We start from the raw sequence: 18,351 nt of genomic DNA, 5'->3' as shown, positions 1-18,351 counted from the left end.
CCGCCGCGGTGGCGGCCACCGCGGCGAGCATGCCGAGCGGCACCACCACGTCCAGCCAGGGCGCGATCAGCTGCCCGCCGCTGTTGCGGAACGCCTCACCGGCCTTGGCCAGCACCGGGACCGCCGCCAGGTTGCCGAGCAGCACGCCGAGCACGGTGCCGACGCCGGCCGGGATCAGCGCCTGCCCGAGGTAGGCCCGCACCACCTGCGCGGGGCTGCAGCCGACCGCCTTGAGGATGCCGATCCGCCGGGTCGCGGCGGTCACCGCACCGCTCACCACGATGCCGATGACCAGCACCGACATGGCCAGCCCGAGCACCGCGAAGGCGATCACGAACGGCACGTAGGTCTGGGTGCTCTTGTCGTCGGCCCGCTTGACCTTCAGGTAGGAGGCGGCGCCGGTCAGCGCGCCCGGCGGGACGGCGGCGGTCAGCGCGGCGCGGTCCGCGGTCAGTTGGCCGTCGTCGGCGGCCCGGGCGAAGCGGTAGAGCACCTGCTCGGTGGTCGGGGTGCCCGGCGGCGTCAGCGCGGCCAGTTGCTGCGGCGAGACCCAGGCGTCCGCGCTCTGCGCGGCGGACTGCGCCACCCCCACCACGGTGAGCACCGGGCTGCCGGGCAGGTTCGGGAACCGGAGCTGGTCGCCGACCCCGAACGGGGTGCTCTGGCCCAGCACCACCTGCCCCGGCCCGGTGGCCCAGTGGCCGGCGGTCAGGGTCAGGTCGTCCACCGGCCCGCCGGGGTCGGTGCGGCCGACGAACTGCAGCGGCGGGTTGGCCGTGCCCACCGGCAGCCCGACGCCGTTCGCCCCGGCCTGGGAGGGCAGGGCGGCGCTCGGGAACGGGCCGGCCAGCGCGGTGACGCCGGGCACCCGGGCGGTGGCGGCCAGCCCGGCCGCGTCGACCTCGGCCGGGTCGTAGCTCACGGTCAGGTGGGCGCCGTGCTGCCGGGCGAAGCCCTGGTCGAAGGCGGCGTGCGAGGAGACCAGCAGCCCGCTGCCCAGCAGGGCGGCGGTCACCGACATCATCGTGGTGAGCGCCATCACCAGGCTCTGCAGCCGGCGCCGGGCGACGCCGGCCCGAACCACCGTGCCGAGCCGGCTCATCGGGCCACCGCCACGGTGACGTCGCGGGCGATCCGGCCGTCGGAGAGTTCGATGATCCGGCTCGCGCAGGCCTCGGCGAGCCCGGTGTCGTGGGTGACCAGCAGGATCGTCTGTCCGGCGGCGTTCAGCTCGACCAGCAGCTCGCGCACGTCCGCCGCCGAGGCGCTGTCCAGCGCGCCGGTCGGCTCGTCGGCCAGCAGCAGGGGCGGACGGTTCATCAGGGCCCGGGCCACCGCCACGCGTTGGCGCTCGCCGCCGGAGAGCCGGCCCGGGTGGGTGCGGGCGTGCCGCTCGATGCCGAGCTGGGCCAGCAGCTCGGCCGCCCGGTCGCGGGCCGCGGCGGCCGGCATCCCGGCCAACTGGGCCGGCAGCAGCACGTTGTCCTGGACCGTCAGGTCGTCCAGCAGGTTGAAGAACTGGAAGACCATGCCGATCCGCTCCCGCCGGTAGCGGGCCGAGCCGGACTCGGTCAGCCGGTCGACCCGCAGGCCGGCCACGCTGACCGTGCCCTCGGTCGGCCGGTCCAGCCCGGCGATCAGGTTGAGCAGGGTGGACTTGCCGCTGCCCGAGCGGCCGAGCACCGCCAGCGCCGCCCCCGCGGGCACGTCCAGGGAGAGCCCGGCCAGGGCGGGCCGGCCCGCGTCGTAGCTCTTGGTCACGTCGCGGATCTCGATGATCGGCGCGGTCACGACGTCCTCCAGGGATCGGTTCCGATGGACTGCGACGGAGCTCCGGTGAACTCCGCCGAACGCGACCGACGCTAGGGATCCGGCGCAGGGTGGCGACAGACGACTGGACGGTGTTCCGAGGTGTACCTACGTACACCCCCGCAGCCACCGCCCAGACCCCTGGGAGACCGCCGCCCGGCCCGGCAGACTGATCACCCGACGGCGACCGCGGAGCAGGAGGAGCACGGGTGAGCAGGACCAGGACGACCCTCGTCACACGCGCCGGGCGGCCGCGGCCGGTGGCCCGGTTGGGCGCCGGTGCCGGCGCGCTCGCCCGCCTGCTCGCGCTCTGCGCGGTGGCCACGGCCGGGGCGGTCCCGCTCCTGGCGGGGTACGGCGCGCTGCGCGACGTGCTGTTCGACGGCACCAGCGCCACCCTGCACGGGCCTTACCACATCTGGGAGTTGCTGGGGATGCTGCTGCTCGCCGGCACCGTCGGCCGGGTGCGCTGGGTGGCCCGGCGGAGCCGGCAGCTGGTCGGCCGGTGGTGCGGGGTGGCCGTCCCCGAGCCGTACCGGCCGGCACCACCGGCCGGCACCGCCGACCGGTGGCAGCGGCTGAGCTGGGTGCTGGGCGATCCGGCGACCGGGCGCGACCTGCTCTGGATCGGCCTCAACGCGGCGCTCGCGCTGTTCGTGCTGCTGCTCCCGCTGGGCGCGCTGGCGGTGTACGCCATCGCCTACCTGACGCTCCGGCCCCACTCGACGCCACCGGACGACCCGTCCCTGCCCACCCCGCCGGGTCCGCCGGCCGCCCCCGCGGCGCCCGCCGCCGGGCACCCGGTCTACGCACCCACCGCCGGGCACCCGATCTACGGGCCGATGCACGGCCTGCTGCACGCCGACGGCCCGCTCTTCGTCGCCTGGGCGCTGCTCTGCCTGCTGCTGGTCCACGTCGTGCTGCGCACCGCACCGCGCCTGCTGGCCGGCTACGGCCGGCTCGCCCACCGCCTGCTCGGCCCCACCCGGGAGGCCGAACTGGCCGAGCGGGTCGACCACCTGGCGGCCACCCGGACCGCCACCATCGACAGCGGCGCGGCCGAGATGCGCCGGATCGAACGCGACCTGCACGACGGCGCCCAGGCCCGGCTGGTGGCGATGGGCATGACGTTGAACGTGGCCGAGCAGCTCTTCGAGTCCAACCCGCAGGCCGCACTGGCCCTGGTGGGCGAGGCCAAGGAGTCCTCGGCGAAGGCGCTGGCCGAACTGCGCGACCTGGTCCGCGGCATCCACCCGCCGGTGCTGGCCGACCGCGGGCTGGTCGACGCGGTGCACGCGCTGGCCCTGGACCTGCCGGTGCGCGCCGAGTTGACCGGCGCGTTGCCGGCCCGGCCGCCGGCCCCGGTGGAGTCCGCGGCCTACTTCGCCGTCAACGAGCTGCTGGCCAACGTCTCCAAGCACGCGGGCGCCGGCCGGGTCTGGATCGAGATCGGCCATACTGGCGAGGCGCTCAGGATCGGTGTCACCGACGACGGACGCGGCGGCGCCGACCCCTCCCGGGGCAGCGGGCTGCGCGGCCTGGAACGGCGGCTGGCCGCGTTCGACGGCGTGCTCGCCGTCAGCAGCCCGCCCGGCGGTCCGACCATCGCCTCCCTGGAGATCCCGTGCGCGTTGTCATCGCCGAAGACCTCTTCCTGCTGAGGGACGGCCTGACCCGGATGCTGCAGGCGCACGGCCTGTCCGTGGTGCGGGCGGTGGAGAGCGGCCCGGAGCTGCTCGCCGCGGTGGCCGAGGAGCAGCCGGACGTCCTGATCGTGGACGTCCGGCTGCCGCCCACCTTCACCGACGAGGGCCTGCGGGCCGCCCTGACGGCCCGGCGCTCCGCCCCGGGCCTGCCGGTGCTGGTCCTCTCCCAGTACGTGGAGCAGCTCTACGCCCGGGAGTTGCTGGCCGGCGGCACCGGCGGGATCGGCTACCTGCTGAAGGACCGGGTGATGGACAGCGCCCAGTTCGTCGACGCGGTGCGCCGGGTGGCGGCCGGCGGCACCGCGATGGACCCCGAGGTGATCGCCCGGCTGCTCACCCACAACTCCGGTGACGGCGCGGTGGCCGCGCTCAGCCCGCGGGAGCGCGAGGTGCTCGGCCTGATGGCCGAGGGTCGCTCCAACGCCGCGGTGGCCCAGCAGTTGGTGATCACCGAGCGGGCGGTGGCCAAGCACACCGCCTCGATCTTCCAGCGGCTCGGGCTGCAGCAGTCGGACGACGACAACCGCCGGGTGCTGGCGGTGCTGGCCTACCTGAACCGGTGACCGGGGCCGGCGCCGGCCCGGTGCTCAGGCGCCCTGGGTGGCGGCGAACCGGGCGCTGACGTCCTGCCAGTTCACCACGGACCACAGCCGCTCGACGTAGTCCGGGCGGACGTTGCGGTACTGCAGGTAGTAGGCGTGCTCCCAGGCGTCGAAGGCGAGCAGCGGGGTGGTGCCCTGACCGACGTTGCCGTGGTGGTCGTAGACCTGCTCGACGATCAGGCGCCCGCCCAGCGGCTCCCAGGAGAGGATGCCCCAGCCGGAGCCCTGGACGCCGACGGTGGCGGCGGTGAGCTGCTTGCGGAAGGCGTCGAAGCCGCCGAAGTGCTCCTCGATCGCCGCGCCGAGCGCGCCGTCCGGGCGGTCGCCGCCCTCCGGCGAGAGGTTCTGCCAGAAGAGCGAGTGCAGCACGTGGCCGGAGAGGTGGAAGGCGAGCGTCTTCTGCAGGCCGACCAGGCCGCCGAGCTGCTCCTTCGCGCGGGCCTCGGCGAGCTGCTCCACGGTGTCGTTGGCGCCCTTGACGTAGGCGGCGTGGTGCTTGGAGTGGTGCAGCTCGAGGATCTCCGCGGACATCGCGCGCTCCAGCGCGGAGTAGTCGTACGGCAGGTCAGGCAGCGTGTAGGTGCCCATGGGACACGGCCCCTCTCGGGTGTGGACGGATCGGACGTGGACGATCTTGCCGAGCCCACACTATTGCGCATTACTTGCAATAGCTAGATCTCTGCTACAGCATGAGTCGTGCGGGGTCGGCCCGTCAGCCGATCGGAAGCACCCCGAGCGGGCGCACTCCCTTCCTGACGACCGTCTTCCCAACCGGCGCCCGCCGGGACCGGCCGACCCCGCACCGCCCGCTCAAGCGAGCTGACCCAGGACCAGCGCGGCGGCCACCGGGACCAGGTAGACCAGCGGGTACGGGATGTGGGCGTAGACCTTGGCCCGGGCCACGGTGAGGGCGGCCCCGAGGAAGTAGAGCACCAGGCAGGCGCCGGCCAGCACCCCGAGCGGGGGAAGCAGCAGGCCGACCAGCATGCCGGTCGCACCGGCCACCTTGGCCACGCCCAGCCAGGGCCACCAGGACGCGGGAACGCGGTACTCCTTCAGCGCCGTGACCACCCAGGCGGCCTTGGTCAGCACGGCGTAGCCGGAGTAGCCGGCGAACAGGGCGGCGAGGACGGTGACGACGACGTGGGCAACGGACATCTCTGCGGCTCTCCTTGTGAGCGGGTGGCGGAGCGCTTCCCGGTGCGTGCTCGATGCGGTGCTTCGTGCAGTGCTTCGTGCAGTGCTCGATGCGGTGGTGCTCGATGCGGTGCTCGGTGCGCTCTCACCCGGTCGACCCGGGGCGGCCCGGGAGTGTGACAGCCGCGGCAGAAAAAATTTCCCGGTCCCGGAGGCGACCGCGTGCGGTCGGCTCCGGGGCCGGGATCCGGGGTGAGTCGGCGTCACGCGGCGGGCACGGCGAACTCCAGCTCGCTCAACCGCGCCGGCTCGGCGATGACGTCGATGTCGGTGATCGCACCGTCCGGCGTCGCGGCGAACCGCAGCGCCACCGCCGGGCGCCCCTGCACCATCATCACCAGGCCGAACTCGCCGTCCACCAGCACCACTCCGGTCAACCGGGCGCGGCCCATCGCCGCCATCGCGGCCTGCGCCACGGTGGCCCCGCCGGCGATCCGGATCGGCTCCGGAGTCGGCACCACCATCCGGTCGGCCCGCAGCTCCACCGCGGGATCGAGCAGCGCCACCAGCGCCTCGAAGTCGCCGCCCCGGGTCGCGGCCAGGAAGGCCTCGACCACCGCGCGGCGGCGGGCGGGATCGGCGCCCGGCTTCGGCTCCCGGCCCTGCACCCGGCGCCGGGCCCGGCTGGCCAGCTGCCTGGTGGCGGGCACCGACTTCTCGACCAGCGGCGCGATCTCCTCGAACGGCACCGCGAACAGGTCGTGCAGCACGAAGGCGATCCGCTCGGCCGGCGTCAGGGTGTCCAGCACCACCAGCAGCGCCACCCCGACCGAGTCCGCCAGCACCGCCTCCTGCTCGGGGCCGCCGCCCGCCGCCGGGCCGAAGTCCGGGTCCTTCTCCAGCTCCAGCGGTTCCTCGCGCCGGGTCTGCCGGGAGCGCAGCTGGGTCAGGCAGACCCGGCTCACCACCGTGGTCAGCCAGGCCGCCGGGTTCACCACCTCGGCGGTGTCGGCCCGGCTGGCCTTCAGCCAGGCGTCCTGGAGCGCGTCGTCGGCCTCGGCGGCCGAGCCGAGCATCCGGTAGGCCATCGCGCGCAGCCGCGGGCGGCCCTCCTCGAAACTGGCGAGCAGTCGGAGTTCCTGGTCCACTGCGGGTCCTTCCCCCTCGGGTTCCCGTCCGGCCGTACCGACCGGCCGTCCTGACCCGGAGTCATATCAGCAAGATCCGCAGTGCCGTTCAGCACACCCGCCGGTAGCGGTAGCGGTCCCGGATCCGCTGGTGGAAGCAGCGCCCCAGGCTCTCCGCCGCCAGCAACCGCCGGTACTCCGCTGCGGGCACCGCGGCGTACCGGTAGACCGAGCCGCTGGTGAACTCCAGTTCCAGCACCTCGGTGACGGGGTCGTGGCCGACCGAGCGGAAGCAGCTCGACTCGACGGGCCGGCGGTCCATGGGTCCAGGGTGCGCCCGTCCGGCGGCCGGCGCGCAGCGGGGCCGGGAACGCAGCAGCGGAGCTGGAAACGCCGCGGGCCCGGAAACTCCGCGGAGCCGGAAACGCCGCGGAGCCGGAAACGCCGCGGGCCCCTTCCGGTCTCCCGATCGGGGCCCACGGCGAGTGCAGCGGTCGTACGGTTCGGCAGGTCTGCGGTCAGGCGGTTGTGCGGTCAGGAGGTTCAGGCGGCCCTGGTGAGCTCCGGCGCCTGCTCCGCCGCGCCGGCCGGCTGCTCGGCCTCGCCGGCGGCCGGCGCGGTGGCGGCGGCCGTGCGCCCCGGCAGCAGCACCAGGGCCAGCGCGGCGGCCACCAGGACCCCGCAGGCGCTGGTCAGGAAGCTCGCCGACATCGCGGTGGTGAAGGCCTGCCGGGCGATCCCGGCGAGCCTGCCGTCACCGGCGCCGCCGGCCAGCGCCAGGGCGTCGGCGATCGAGTGCCTGGCGGCACCGGGCGTGCTGACCGGCATCGCGCCGCGGTAGGTGGTGGAGAGGATGGTGCCCAGGACGGCGACCCCGAGGGCGGCGCCCGCCTGCTGGACGGTGTCGTTGAGCGCGGAGCCGACGCCGGCGTGCTCGGCGGGGACGGCGCCCATCAGCGCCGCGGTGGCCGCCGGCATCGCCAGCCCGCCGCCGGTGCCGATCAGCACCATGGCCACCGCCAGCTGCCCGAAGCCGGAGTGCACCGAGAGGGTGGCCAGGTAGCCGAACCCGGCGGCGATCACCGCGAGGCCGGCCGCGGTCAGCAGCCGGGCGCCGAGCTTCTGGCTGAGCGCGGCGCCGAGGCCGTTGAAGAGCAGCGAGGCGACGGCCATCGGGGCGAAGGCCAGCCCGGCGGTGGTCGGCGAGTAGCCGAGGACGAACTGCAGGTACTGGGTGAGGACCAGCATCAGGCCGCCGTTGGCGAAGGTCAGCAGGACCAGGGAGAAGCTGGCGCCGGAGAAGCGGCGGTTGCGGAAGAGCCCGAGCGGGACCATCGGGTTGGCGGTGCGGACCTCCCAGACCGCGAAGGCGGCCAGGCAGCAGAGCGCCACCGCGAGGCCGGTCAGGGTGCTCGGCCGGCCCAGGCCGTCCTTGGCGGCGGTGATGATCGTCCACACCAGCGCGGTCATGCCGACCACCGAGAGCACCATGCCGAGCGGGTCGGCCTTGCGCGCCGGGCCCTTGGACTCGGGCATCAGCAGCACCGCGGCCGTGATCGCCAGGCCGGCGATCGGCACGTTCAGCAGGAAGACCGCGCCCCACCAGAAGTGGGCGATCAGCACGCCGCCCAGGACCGGGCCGCCGACCAGGCCGATCATCGCCACGGCCCCGAAGACCGCGTAGACCTTGGGCAGTTCCTCCTGGTCGAAGACGGTGATCAGGATCGACAGGGTGCTCGGCATCACCAGCGCGCCGCCGATGCCCATCAGGGCCCGACCGGCGATCAGCTGCTCGGGGCTGTGGGCGTAGGCGGCCAGCAGCGAGGCCCCGCCGAAGAGCGCCAGGCCGGTGATCAGCATCCGCCGGCGGCCGAACCGGTCCGCCATGCTGCCCGCGGTGAGCAGCAGCCCGGCGAAGACCAGGATGTAGGAGTCGATGATCCACTGGATGTCCTGGGCACTGGCCTTCAGCGCCTCGGTGATCGGCGGGACCGAGACGGTCAGCACCATGTTGTCGATGACCAGGGTCAGGCCGCTGAGGCAGAGCACGATCAGGATGAGCCAGCGTCGCGGGTGACGCGTGGTCGGCTGTTCTTGGGTGTTCATCGTCATGCCTTTCCGAGAGGGCGATCCGTCTCGCGCCGAACCGTTCTTCGCTGCACGTTCCTTGCTGCACATTCCTCGCTACGCCGAACACTGTACGGAGCTCCGCACACTGTTCGCAACCCCGAACGGCGTACTACTTCCGAACGGCGTACCCATTTCCGCACACCGTGCGGATCGCCCTACACTGTGCGCAGCAACGCCAGCGGCAGCAGAGGAGAGGAACGCGATGTCAGACGAGCAGCAGCTCCCGTCGGTGTGGACCCGACCGCGACGGGAACGGCGCGAACAGCCGGCACTGAGCCGGGAGCAGATCGTCGCGGCGGCCCTGGAGCTGCTCGACGCCGAGGGCATCGACGCGCTCAGCATGCGCAAGCTGGGAACCCGGCTGAACGCGGGCGCCACCTCGATGTACTCGCACGTGGCGAACAAGGACGAGCTGATCGAGCTGGTGCTGGACGAGGTCTTCGGCGAGATCGAGGTGGTGACGGCGACCGACACCGGCGAGGACTGGCGGTCCACCGTGATCGCCTGCGGGCAGAACCTGCGCGCCGCCTTCCTGCGGCACCCGTGGGTGGTCTCGGTGCTCGGCGAGGTCGGCCTGGCCTACCTGGGCCCGAACATGCTGCGACTCTCCGAACGGCTGCTCGGCGTCTTCGAGGACGGCGGCTTCGACGTGGTCGCGGCCGACCGGGCGGTGGCCGCGGTGCTCGCCTTCGTGATCGGGCGGGCCACCAGCGAGGCGGCCTGGCTGACCACGCTGAAGCGCAGCGGCCAGACCGAGCAGGAGTACCTGGAGCGCCTGCTGCCCGCGGCCGAGCAGGCGGTGCAGGACTATCCCCGGCTGCGCCGGCTCTACACCGCCCAGCGCGAGCAGGAGGCGGCCGGCAGGCAGCTGCCCGACCCCTTCGCGGAGGGGCTCGGCTGGCTGCTGGACGGCCTGACCATGCCGCGCGGCTGAGCAGCGGACGACTGAGCACCGGTCGGCCGCCGCGAGCGCCCTGCGCCACCCAGCACCGCCCGGCGCGCGCCGGCGCCACCGGTGCGCGCCCACCCGCGCACGCCGGGTGGGGCGGCCGGATCTCGGCGAACCGCCCCCGGCCGGCGCGCCGTCACCCTAGACTGACGCTCAGTCACATGATCGTCGCAGTCCGCGAGGTGCCGGCCGCCGCGAGGCGTCGCCGCGCAGCCGCCTTCGGTGTGCCCCGCCGCCTGCGGTCCCGTGCAGCGAGCGAGGTGAGCCGCCATCACCGAGTCACCACCCCCGGATTTGACCGCCTGGTTGCGCACCCTGGACCAGGACCGGCTCTACCGCCTGCTCCGGTCCCGGCCGGACGCCGCCGGGGTCCCCGAGCCCGGCCGGCTGGCCGAGCTGGCCGCCCGGCTGGCCCGGCCGGGCGCGGTCGGCGCCGTGCTGCGCCGGCTGCCGCTGCCCTGCCTGCAGACCGCCGAAGCGCTGGTGGCCCTCGGACCACCGGCCGCCCGCGGCGAGTTGGCCCGGCTGCTCGACGCCCGCGACGGCGAACGCGCCGCCGGCTTGGACACCGCCCTGCAGGCGCTGGCCGGCCAGGGGCTGGTCTGGGCGGACGGGGAGGACCGGCTGCACTGCGTGCCGGCGCTGCGCCAGGTCTGGCCGAGCGCGCTCGGCCTGGAGCCCCCGATCACCGAACTGCTGGCCGAGGCCACCTCGGAGGAGCTGCGCGCCATCCTCGCCCTGCTACGGCTGCGGGTGCCGGTCACCAAGCAGCAGCGGCTGGCCCTGCTCGCCGAGCAGTTCGCCGATCCGGCCTGGCTGGGCGGGGTGCTGGCCGCCGCGCCGCCCGGGGTGGGGCAGCTGCTGGCGGAGGGCGCGCAGTCGGTGCTGGTCCGGCAGGCCGCGACCGCCCCGGTCGGCGGCGAGGCGGGGCGGGCGGCCCGCTGGGCCCGCGAACGCGCGCTGCTGGTGCGCCCACACCACGGGTACGGGCCGGCCCGGATGCCCGCCGAGCTGACCCTGCTGCTGCGCGGCCCGGCCTGGCACGCGCCGTTCGACCCGCAGCCGCCGGAGCCGGAGTTGGTCCCGGTGGCCGCGACCGAGGTGACCCGTGAGGCGATCTCGGCGGCCACCGGGTTCGGCTGCCAGGCGGCCTCGGTGCTCGCCGAGTGCGCGGACCGGCCGCCGCTGCTGCTGAAGACCGGCGGGGTGGGCCCGCGCGAGCTGGGCCGGATCGGGCGGCAGACCCAGTGCCCCGAGGCGGTGGTCCGGCTGGTGCTGGAGTGCGCCTTCGCGGCGGGCCTGCTGGCCGGCTCCGCCGACCCCGGGCCGAGCCGGCCGAGCGGCAAGGGCGGGCCGCGCCGGGTGGTCGCGCCGAGCAAGCGGCCGCCGGTGGATCCGGAGGCCGGCGGCGGACAGCTGCTCACCACGCCCGCCCACCGGGCCTGGACGGAGCAGGACCCGGCCCACCAACTGGCCGTGCTGGCGCTCGCCTGGTGGACGCTGCCGTTCACCCCGACCGCCACCCAGGACCGGGACGGCAAGGCCTGGCCGGCCCTGGTCAGCCGGCCGTCGAACCCGAGCAGCCGGCACGCCCGGCGCGGCGTGCTCACCGCGGCCGGACGGCTGCCGGAGGGCCACGGCGCCGCCCGGGTCGGCGGCCTCGGCCGGCTGGCCGCCTGGCACCGCCCGCTGGCCGACCGGCTCCCGCAGGACGCCACGCCGTTCGGCACCGTGATCCGCGAGGCCGAGCTGCTCGGCCTGGTGGCCCGCGGCACGCTGTCCCCGTTCGGCGCCGCCCTGCTCGCGCAGTCGCCCGAGCAGCCGCGGGCGCTGCTGGAGAGCGCCGTCGCGCTGCTGCCCGCCGCCACGGCCACGGCCCGGCTCGGCACCGACCTGACCGCGGTGGTGACCGGCCCGCCGACCGGCCGGCTGGCCGCGCTGCTGGACCTGGCGGCCGAGCGGGAGACCCGCGGCACCGCCTCGGTCTGGCGGTTCACCCCCGACAGCATCCGCCGCGCCCTGGACGCCGGGCGCACCCCGGAGCAGCTCGGCGCCGAACTGGCGGCGGTCGGCGCCGGCACCGCGACCGTCGGCAGCAGCGGCAACGGAGGTAGTGGCAGCAGCGGCAGCACCATCGACACCGCCGGCGCCCGACTGCCGCAACCGCTGGCCTACCTGATCACCGACACGGCCCGGCGGCACGGCCGGATCCGGGTGCTGGCCCCGGGCTGCGTGCTGCACGGCGCCGACCCGGGCCTGCTCGCCGAGTTGGCCGCCCACCGCCGACTGGCCGCCCTGCGGCTGCGGCTGCTGGCGCCGACCGTCCTGGTCAGCACCGCCGACCCGGTGCAGACCCTGGAGGCGCTGCGCGCCGAGGGCTACGCCCCGGTCGAGGAGGCGCTGGACGGCACGGTCCGGGTGGAGCGGGCCGCCGCCGACCGCGAACCCACCGTGCCCGCCCAGCGCCGCCCGCCGCAACGCCCGGTCCGCACCCCGCCGACCCCGGCCGAACTGCGCTCGCTCGCCGAACGCCTGCTGGCCGGCGCGCCCGACGAACCGGACGAGCCCCCGGTGGACCGGCGGACCGAGGAGGCCCTGGCCGACCGCGCCCGCCTGCTCACCCCGGCCGCGATCCGGCAACTGGCCCACGCCCTGCACGCCGACGGCTCGGTCACCATCACCTACCTGACCCTGGACGGCGACCGGACGGTGCAGCAGCTCAGCGGCCTCGAGTTCGACCCGCCCTTCCTCTACGGCTGGAGCCGCCTGGGCAGGACCCAGGAGGAGTTCGCGCTCTCCCGCATCCAGGACGTCCAGCCGGCCTGAAGCTTGTCGCAGAAGGCTGGGGGCGGGGCCGACCGACCCGCGGCCGGCTCAGCCGGCCGCGGGCACCCCGGCCCGGGCCCGCCGGCGGACCTCCACCACCCGGGCGGCGACCAGCACCACCGCGGCGGCGGCCAGCGAGAGGATCATCTGGATCCGCCCGTCGTGGTCGGTGAACATGTAGACCACCACGAAGGCGATCAGGCCGATCGTCGCCCAGGTCAGGTACGGGAAGAGCCACATCCGCACGGTCAGCCGCTCCGGCGACTCCCGCTCGATGATCCGGCGCATCCGCAGCTGGGTGCAGCAGATCACCAGCCAGACGAAGAGCGCCACCGCACCCGAGGAGTTCAGCAGGAACTGGAAGACGGTGTTCGGCGAGGTGTAGTTGAAGAAGACCGCGAGGAAGCCGAAGACCACCGAGGCGAGGATCGCGTTGCGCGGCACCCCGCGCCCGGTCACCTTGGCGAAGGCGGCCGGCGCGTCGCCGCGGCGGCCGAGCGAGAAGGCCATCCGGGAGGCGGTGTAGAGGCCGGAGTTGAGGCAGGAGAGCACCGCGGTCAGCACGATCACGTTCATCACCTGACCGGCCCCGGGGATCCCGACGTGCTCCAGCACCGCCACGTACGGGCTGCCCTTGACCGAGGCCGCGTCCCACGGCAGCAGGGTGACCACGATCAGGATGGACCCCAGGTAGAAGACGCCGATCCGCCAGATCACGCTGTTGGTCGCCTTGCTGACCGCCTTCTCCGGGTCCTGCGACTCGCCGGCCGCCAGCGTCACGATCTCGCTGCCCATGAACGCGAAGACCACGGTGAGCATGCCCTTGAAGACCGCGCCCACTCCGTGCGGCAGGAAACCGCCGTGCCCGAACAGGTTGCTGGTGCCCACCGCGTGGGTGCTCGGCAGCACCCCGAACACCGCCAGCGCGCCGATCACGATGAACGCGGCGATCGCGACCACCTTGATGCCCGCGAACCAGAATTCGAACTCGCCGTAGGAGGAGACCGAGAACAGGTTGGTCGCGGTCAGCACCCCCATCACCAACAGCGCGAAGGCCCATTGCGGCACGGCGGGCAGCCAGCCGTTGAGGATCTTCGCCCCGGCGGTGGCCTCCACGGCCAGCACCACCACCCAGAAGAACCAGTACAGCCACCCGATGGTGAACCCGGCCCACCGCCCGAGCGCCCGGTCCGCGTAGGCCGAGAACGACCCGCTCTGCGGATCGGCCGCGGCCATCTCGCCCAGCATCCGCATCACCAGCACGACCAGCACGCCGGCCAGTGCGTACGAGAGCAGGATGCCCGGCCCGGTCGCCGCGATGCCGGCGCCGGAGCCGACGAACAGACCGGCGCCGATCACACCGCCGATCGCGATCATGGACAGGTGCCGGTTCTTCAGCCCGGCCTGCAGGTGTCCGCCACCATCGTGCGGGGCGACCGTGCGCTTCGGGGTATCGGTGGTCATGAGTTGCTTTCCGTACCTTCCTGCGCGGCGGGGGAGGCTCCGCGCAATGCCTGGCAACGTAACCCGTACCGGAAATCCTGGTAACCCCGCGCGGCCATTTCGAGACCTTTATTTGAGGATCATCTGAGCTATTTGAGGCTCACCTGAGCTTTCCCGTTCCCGCAGGCCACAATGACCCCTCCGGGTACTGACCGGTAATCACGCCCTCGCAATCTCCCCCACGGAATCCCCCGCCACCTCACCCCTCTTCGCCGAGCCCCGCCGCTCCCCCGCGGCGTGTTGCGCGGCGGGGGGACGGGGAGCGCCGACCATGGGGGCATGGCCGTCTCCCTGCACCTCGCCCAGCAGCCGGATGCCGACGCGTTGCTCAGCCGCAGTCCGCTGGCCGCGCTGGTCGGCATGCTGCTCGATCAACAAGTGCCCATGGAGTGGGCGTTCACCGGTCCGCTGACCATCGTGCAGCGCCTCGGCGGCAGCGACCTGGACGCCCGCGAGATCGCCGGGTACGACCCCGAGGCTTTCGCCGCGCTGCTGGCCGCCAAGCCCGCCGTGCACCGGTACCCGGGGTCGATGGCCAAGCGGGTGCAGCAGTTGTGCCAGTACCTGGTGGAGCACTACGACGGGGACGCGGCCGCGGTGTGGCGGGATGCCGCCGACGGCAAGGAGTTGCTGGCCCGGCTGACCGCGCTGCCCGGGTTCGGGGCGCAGAAGTCGCAGATCTTCCTGGCGCTGCTGGGCAAGCAGTTCGGCGTGCGCCCGGCGGGCTGGCGGGCGGCCGCCGGCCCATACGGGGAGGAGGGCTGCCACCGCTCGGTCGCCGACATCACCGGGCCCGAGTCGCTCAGCCAGGTGCGCGCCTACAAGCAGCAGGCCAAGGCTGCGGCGAAGGCGGCCAAGGCCGCGAAGAAGGCGTAGCAGACGGGGAGGGCCGGCGGCTGGTTGCCGCCGGCCCCAACGTGCGCCAGTGCGTCCGGCCCGCCGGTCAGGCCGCCGGCAGCGTCCAGCGCTGGCCCGGCTTCCCGGCGCAGTCCGCGAGTTGCAGCCTGGTCCCGTTGTCGCTGTGGTCCCGCGGGACGGTCAGGCAGCGGCCGGCCGGCGGGTTGTAGAGCGAACCGTCCGGGCGCGGCCACCACTGCTGGGCGCCGGTGCCGTTGCAGTTCCAGAGCTGGACGACGGTGCCGGCCTCGGTGCGGCTGTGGTCGACGTCCAGGCAGCGGCCCAGGGCGCGCAGCGTGCCGTCGGGGGCCAGGGTCCAGCGCTGGGCGTCGGTGCCGTTGCAGTCCCAGAGCTGGACCGGGGTGCCGTCGGTGGCGGCGCCCTTGTCGACGTCCAGGCACTTGTCGGCCAGGCCGGTCACCTCGCCGGTGCTCGACCGGGCCGGGCCGACCTCGAAGGAGGGCGGCGCGTCGCGCGGGTCGCGGCCCCAGTCGGGGTCCGGCTCGGCGGCGAGCGCGTACTCCAGGGTGCCGCCGTGGGCGATCAGGTCGGCGCCGAGCCAGGGCTTGTCCGAGGCGTGCCCGTCGACCCGCAGGCCGTGCACGTAGCGCAGGTCGTCGCTGGCGCCCGGAGCGCTGAGCTCGATCACCGTGCCGTTGCCCCGGGTGATGGTGATCTCCGGGAACTGCGGGCTGGCCAGCACCAGCTCGGCCCGGCCGGGCACCTGCGGGTAGAGGCCGAGGCCGGCCCAGACCGCCCAGGCGGACATCTCGCCCAGGTCGTCGTTGCCCGCCGGGGAGTCCGGCGCGTCGCCGAACAGCGTGGTCACCGCGCGGCGCACCACGTCGGCGGCGCGGTCGGGGCGGCCGGCGTAGTCGTAGGCCCACGGCGTGTTCAGGGTGGGTTCGTTGCCCAGGAAGGCGAAGGGCGAGGTGGGACCGCCGTTGAGCTGCCGGAGGAAGTCGTCCAGCCGCGGCACCACGGCCTGGTTGCCGCCCATCGCGTCGAACAGGCCGCGGTGGTCGAACGGCACCGCCCAGGCGTACTGGGCGCCGTCGCCCTCGGTGTAGCCGTCGCCCTGGGTGGGGTCGAAGTCCGGCCAGGTGTGGTCGGCGTTGCGCGGCTGCAGGTAGTGGTCGCCGGCGTGGAACAGGTTGCGCCAGTTGGCGCTGGCCCGCAGCAGCTTCTCGTGGGTGGCCCGGTCGCCGAGCCGGTCGGCCAGCTGGGCGAGGGCGAAGTCGGCGGTCGCGTACTCCAGGGTGGCGGAGACCGAACCCCACTCGCCGGGCGTGCCGGCGGGCACGAAGCCCAGCGCGTCCAGCACCTTGTGGCCCGGCCGCTCCCGCTTGTCCTCGCGGCCGGCCAGGGCGAGCCGCAGCAGCCCGGCGGCGTCGAAGTCGGTGGCACCGAAGGCGTGCGCGGTGGCGGCGATCATCGGCAGCGGATCACCGTTCATCACCCCCGTTCCGCCGTTGGCCAGGGTCCAGCGGTCGAAGTAGCCGGCCTGGGCGCCCTGGTCGACCACGGTCTGGGCGATGTCGGAGGCCTGCCGCGGTGCCAGCAGCGCGAGCAGCTGGATCTGCGAACGGTAGATGTCCCAGCCGGAGAAGTCGGCGTACTGGACCCGGCCGGACGCCGTCTGGTGCACCTTGCCGTCGAAGCCGGGGTAGTGGCCGTCGGTGTCGCTGAGCACGCTCGGGTGGATGAACGCGTGGTACAGCGCGGTGTAGAAGGTGCGGCGCTCCTTGGGGGTGCCGCCGGCCACCGCGATCCGGCCGAGCAGCTCGTTCCAGGCGCCCCGGGTGGCGGCGGCGACCTGGTCGAAGCCCGGGTCGCCGGTCTGCTCGGCGGCCAGGTTGGCCTCGGCGCCCGCGGCGCTGGTGAAGGAGATGCCCACCCGGGCGGTGACCGGGGCGCCGGAGCTGGTGTCGAAGGTGACCAGTGCCTCGGCGCCCGAACCGGTGTCCGGCGCGTCGGGGTGGGCGAGCCGACCGGGACCCTGGCGCTCGGTCCGGCCGGCGGACCCGGCTGATCCGGCCGCTCCGGCGGACCCCGCGGACCCGGCGGACCCGGCCCCTCCGGCGGACTCGCCGAGGGCGGCCTGGGCGGCGGCGGTGCGCGGCGGCTGCGGCGCGATGCCCGCGCTCTGGCCGAGCGCGCTGCGGCGGTCGGTGTCGACCCGGCCGTCGCGCACGATGCCGGCCTTGACGAAGGGGTGGTCGAAGACCGCCGTGAAGTAGATCCGGTAGTGGTTGCCGGTGCCGCAGAAGCCGCCGCTGTCGGTGTAGCCGGAGATCCGGTCGGCCCCGATGGTCAGCGAGCCGCTCGCCTGGTTGAAGGCGCGGCCCGCGTCCACCGTGAGCGCGGCGGTCTGCCCGGCCGGGTAGCTGAACCGGGCGATGCCGGTGCGCTGGGTGGTGGAGAGGTCGGTGCGCAGCCCGTTGTCGAAGGTGACGGCGTAGTGGCCGGGCGCGGCGGACTCGTGCGCGTGCGCGAAGGTCTCGTGGCCCACCGGGGTGTCGCCGAGCTGCGGCAGGAAGGGGATGTTGCCGTAGTCGCCGCAGCCCGCGCCGGAGATGTGGGTCAGGCTGAAGTCGCGGATCCGCTGGTCGTCGTAGAAGTACCCACCGTTCTGGTAGGTGACGGTGTCCGGGCTCCACTGCACCATGCCCAGCGGGGCGGTGGCGCCGGGGAAGGTGTCGCCCGCGCCGCCGCCGGTGCCGAAGTCGAGCGCACCCTGCTTGGTGCCGACGAACGGGTTCACGTACTGCGCGGGGTCCTCGACCGTGACGCGTTGCCGGTCGACGCCGGTCGGCGCGGCCGCCGAGGCGGTGACCGGGGCCCCGCCCGTGCCGGTCAGCAGCGCGACGGCCAGGGCCGTGGTGATCATCTGACGGACGCTCATCTGATCATCGTGTGGTCGGGCCGACTTCACGGGCGGTGCGACAGACCCCCTGTCCTCCCAACGGCCTACCATCAGTGCCAGGAAACCTTCGGCCGGGGGAGCGGACATGGCTGACAACGAGTGGCGCGGCAGCGAGGCCCGGATGATCGAGGAGGCCCGCAAGGCCTTCTTCACGGTCTTCGGCTTCCTCGCCGTGCTCTGGCTGGTCCAACTGGCGAACTGGTCCGAGAGCGGGTCGCTGGTCCGCGACTACGGCATCCACCCGCACGACCTGGCCGGGCTGGGCGAGCTCTTCACCGCGCCGCTGCTGCACGTCAGCTGGCAGCACCTGCAGAGCAACTCCGGACCGCTGTTCATCTTCGGCTTCCTGGCCGCCTACCGCGGGGTGCGGAAGTTCCTGCTGCTCACCCTGCTGATCACGATCACCAGCGGGATGGCGGTCTGGATCTTCCAGAGCGGCGACAGCGTCACGGTCGGCGCCAGCGGGCTGGTCTTCGGCTACCTCGGCTACGTGGTGCTGCGCGGTCTCTTCGACCGGCACCTGATCGACACGCTGATCGGCCTGGTGATGGCCGCCTCCTTCTCCTACGAGCTCTCGGTGGCGGTGCCCGGCGCGCCCAGCGGCGTCAGCTGGCTGGACCACCTGGGCGGGCTGGTCGGCGGGGTGGCCGGCGCCTGGCTGCTGCGCGACCGGACGTCCGGCGCGCGCCCCTGGGGGCTGCGTCGGCCGGCAGCGGCCCCGGCCGGCGGCGCGCCGGGG

General features: G+C 74.3%; 15 protein-coding genes. 6 read left to right on the top strand and 9 right to left on the bottom strand.

The window, feature by feature from the left end; all coding sequences use genetic code 11:
* Both ACQRUO_RS32365 and ACQRUO_RS32360 read right to left on the bottom strand, forming a co-directional pair.
* A partial coding sequence (locus tag ACQRUO_RS32365) for an ABC transporter permease (protein WP_428319691.1) occupies positions 1 to 1,102 on the bottom strand: 1,102 nt, incomplete at its 3' end.
* A complete protein-coding gene (locus ACQRUO_RS32360; protein WP_428319690.1) occupies positions 1,099 to 1,791 on the bottom strand; it encodes an ABC transporter ATP-binding protein in 693 nt (230 codons plus the stop codon). The genes ACQRUO_RS32360 and ACQRUO_RS32365, both read right to left, overlap by 4 nt.
* Before the next feature lie 227 nt (positions 1,792 to 2,018).
* Here ACQRUO_RS32360 and ACQRUO_RS32355 point away from each other — a divergent pair, with 227 nt between their 5' ends.
* Both ACQRUO_RS32355 and ACQRUO_RS32350 read left to right on the top strand, forming a co-directional pair.
* On the top strand, positions 2,019 to 3,470 hold the full coding sequence (locus ACQRUO_RS32355) for a histidine kinase (RefSeq protein ID WP_428319689.1): 1,452 nt from the start codon (positions 2,019 to 2,021) through the stop codon (positions 3,468 to 3,470).
* Complete coding sequence (locus tag ACQRUO_RS32350) at positions 3,434 to 4,078, top strand: response regulator (RefSeq protein WP_428319688.1); 645 nt, start codon at positions 3,434 to 3,436, stop codon at positions 4,076 to 4,078. The genes ACQRUO_RS32355 and ACQRUO_RS32350 overlap by 37 nt, the downstream gene beginning before the upstream one ends.
* A 24-nt stretch (positions 4,079 to 4,102) precedes the next feature.
* On the opposite strand, the gene ACQRUO_RS32345 is transcribed toward ACQRUO_RS32350, so the two are convergent.
* The 5 genes from ACQRUO_RS32345 to ACQRUO_RS32325 form a co-directional block, all read right to left on the bottom strand.
* Complete coding sequence (locus ACQRUO_RS32345) at positions 4,103 to 4,705, bottom strand: superoxide dismutase (RefSeq protein WP_428319687.1); 603 nt, start codon at positions 4,703 to 4,705, stop codon at positions 4,103 to 4,105.
* A 222-nt stretch (positions 4,706 to 4,927) separates the two neighbouring features.
* Positions 4,928 to 5,275, bottom strand: coding sequence for a DoxX family protein (locus ACQRUO_RS32340; RefSeq protein ID WP_428319686.1), 348 nt, complete (start codon positions 5,273 to 5,275; stop codon positions 4,928 to 4,930).
* 242 nt (positions 5,276 to 5,517) lie between these two features.
* Positions 5,518 to 6,402 (bottom strand): sigma-70 family RNA polymerase sigma factor, encoded by an 885-nt coding sequence (locus ACQRUO_RS32335; protein WP_428319685.1) that lies wholly within the window; start codon positions 6,400 to 6,402, stop codon positions 5,518 to 5,520.
* A gap of 88 nt (positions 6,403 to 6,490) precedes the next feature.
* Positions 6,491 to 6,703, bottom strand: coding sequence for a KTSC domain-containing protein (locus ACQRUO_RS32330; RefSeq protein WP_428319684.1), 213 nt, complete (start codon positions 6,701 to 6,703; stop codon positions 6,491 to 6,493).
* A gap of 221 nt (positions 6,704 to 6,924) precedes the next feature.
* Complete coding sequence (locus tag ACQRUO_RS32325; protein ID WP_428319683.1) at positions 6,925 to 8,487, bottom strand: MFS transporter; 1,563 nt, start codon at positions 8,485 to 8,487, stop codon at positions 6,925 to 6,927.
* 226 nt (positions 8,488 to 8,713) lie between these two features.
* Between ACQRUO_RS32325 and ACQRUO_RS32320 the strand changes: the two genes are divergently transcribed.
* Together ACQRUO_RS32320 and ACQRUO_RS32315 are read left to right on the top strand one after the other, a co-directional pair.
* A complete protein-coding gene (locus ACQRUO_RS32320) occupies positions 8,714 to 9,445 on the top strand; it encodes a TetR/AcrR family transcriptional regulator (RefSeq protein ID WP_428319682.1) in 732 nt (243 codons plus the stop codon).
* A gap of 309 nt (positions 9,446 to 9,754) precedes the next feature.
* Entirely contained in the window at positions 9,755 to 12,286 is a 2,532-nt protein-coding gene (locus tag ACQRUO_RS32315) for a helicase-associated domain-containing protein (RefSeq protein ID WP_428319681.1), read from the top strand.
* A gap of 48 nt (positions 12,287 to 12,334) precedes the next feature.
* On the opposite strand, the gene ACQRUO_RS32310 is transcribed toward ACQRUO_RS32315, so the two are convergent.
* Positions 12,335 to 13,750 carry an amino acid permease gene (locus tag ACQRUO_RS32310; RefSeq protein WP_428319680.1) on the bottom strand — a complete coding sequence of 472 codons (1,416 nt, stop codon included), beginning with the start codon at positions 13,748 to 13,750 and terminating at the stop codon, positions 12,335 to 12,337.
* Positions 13,751 to 14,068: 318 nt separating this feature from the next.
* On the opposite strand from ACQRUO_RS32310, the gene ACQRUO_RS32305 reads away from it, so the two are divergent.
* On the top strand, positions 14,069 to 14,665 hold the full coding sequence (locus ACQRUO_RS32305) for an HhH-GPD-type base excision DNA repair protein (RefSeq protein WP_428319679.1): 597 nt from the start codon (positions 14,069 to 14,071) through the stop codon (positions 14,663 to 14,665).
* 67 nt (positions 14,666 to 14,732) lie between these two features.
* On the opposite strand, the gene ACQRUO_RS32300 is transcribed toward ACQRUO_RS32305, so the two are convergent.
* Positions 14,733 to 17,591: a GH92 family glycosyl hydrolase gene (locus ACQRUO_RS32300; protein ID WP_428319678.1), complete on the bottom strand. Its 2,859-nt coding sequence runs from the start codon at positions 17,589 to 17,591 to the stop codon at positions 14,733 to 14,735.
* 106 nt (positions 17,592 to 17,697) lie between these two features.
* Between ACQRUO_RS32300 and ACQRUO_RS32295 the strand changes: the two genes are divergently transcribed.
* The coding region (locus ACQRUO_RS32295) for a rhomboid family intramembrane serine protease (RefSeq protein ID WP_428319677.1) at positions 17,698 to 18,351 on the top strand (654 nt) is incomplete at its 3' end.

Source organism: Kitasatospora sp. LaBMicrA B282, from assembly GCF_050325825.1.
Lineage (GTDB): Bacteria > Actinomycetota > Actinomycetes > Streptomycetales > Streptomycetaceae > Kitasatospora.
Note: the sequence above shows the minus strand (reverse complement) of the source record. Positions and strands in the feature narration are given on the sequence as shown.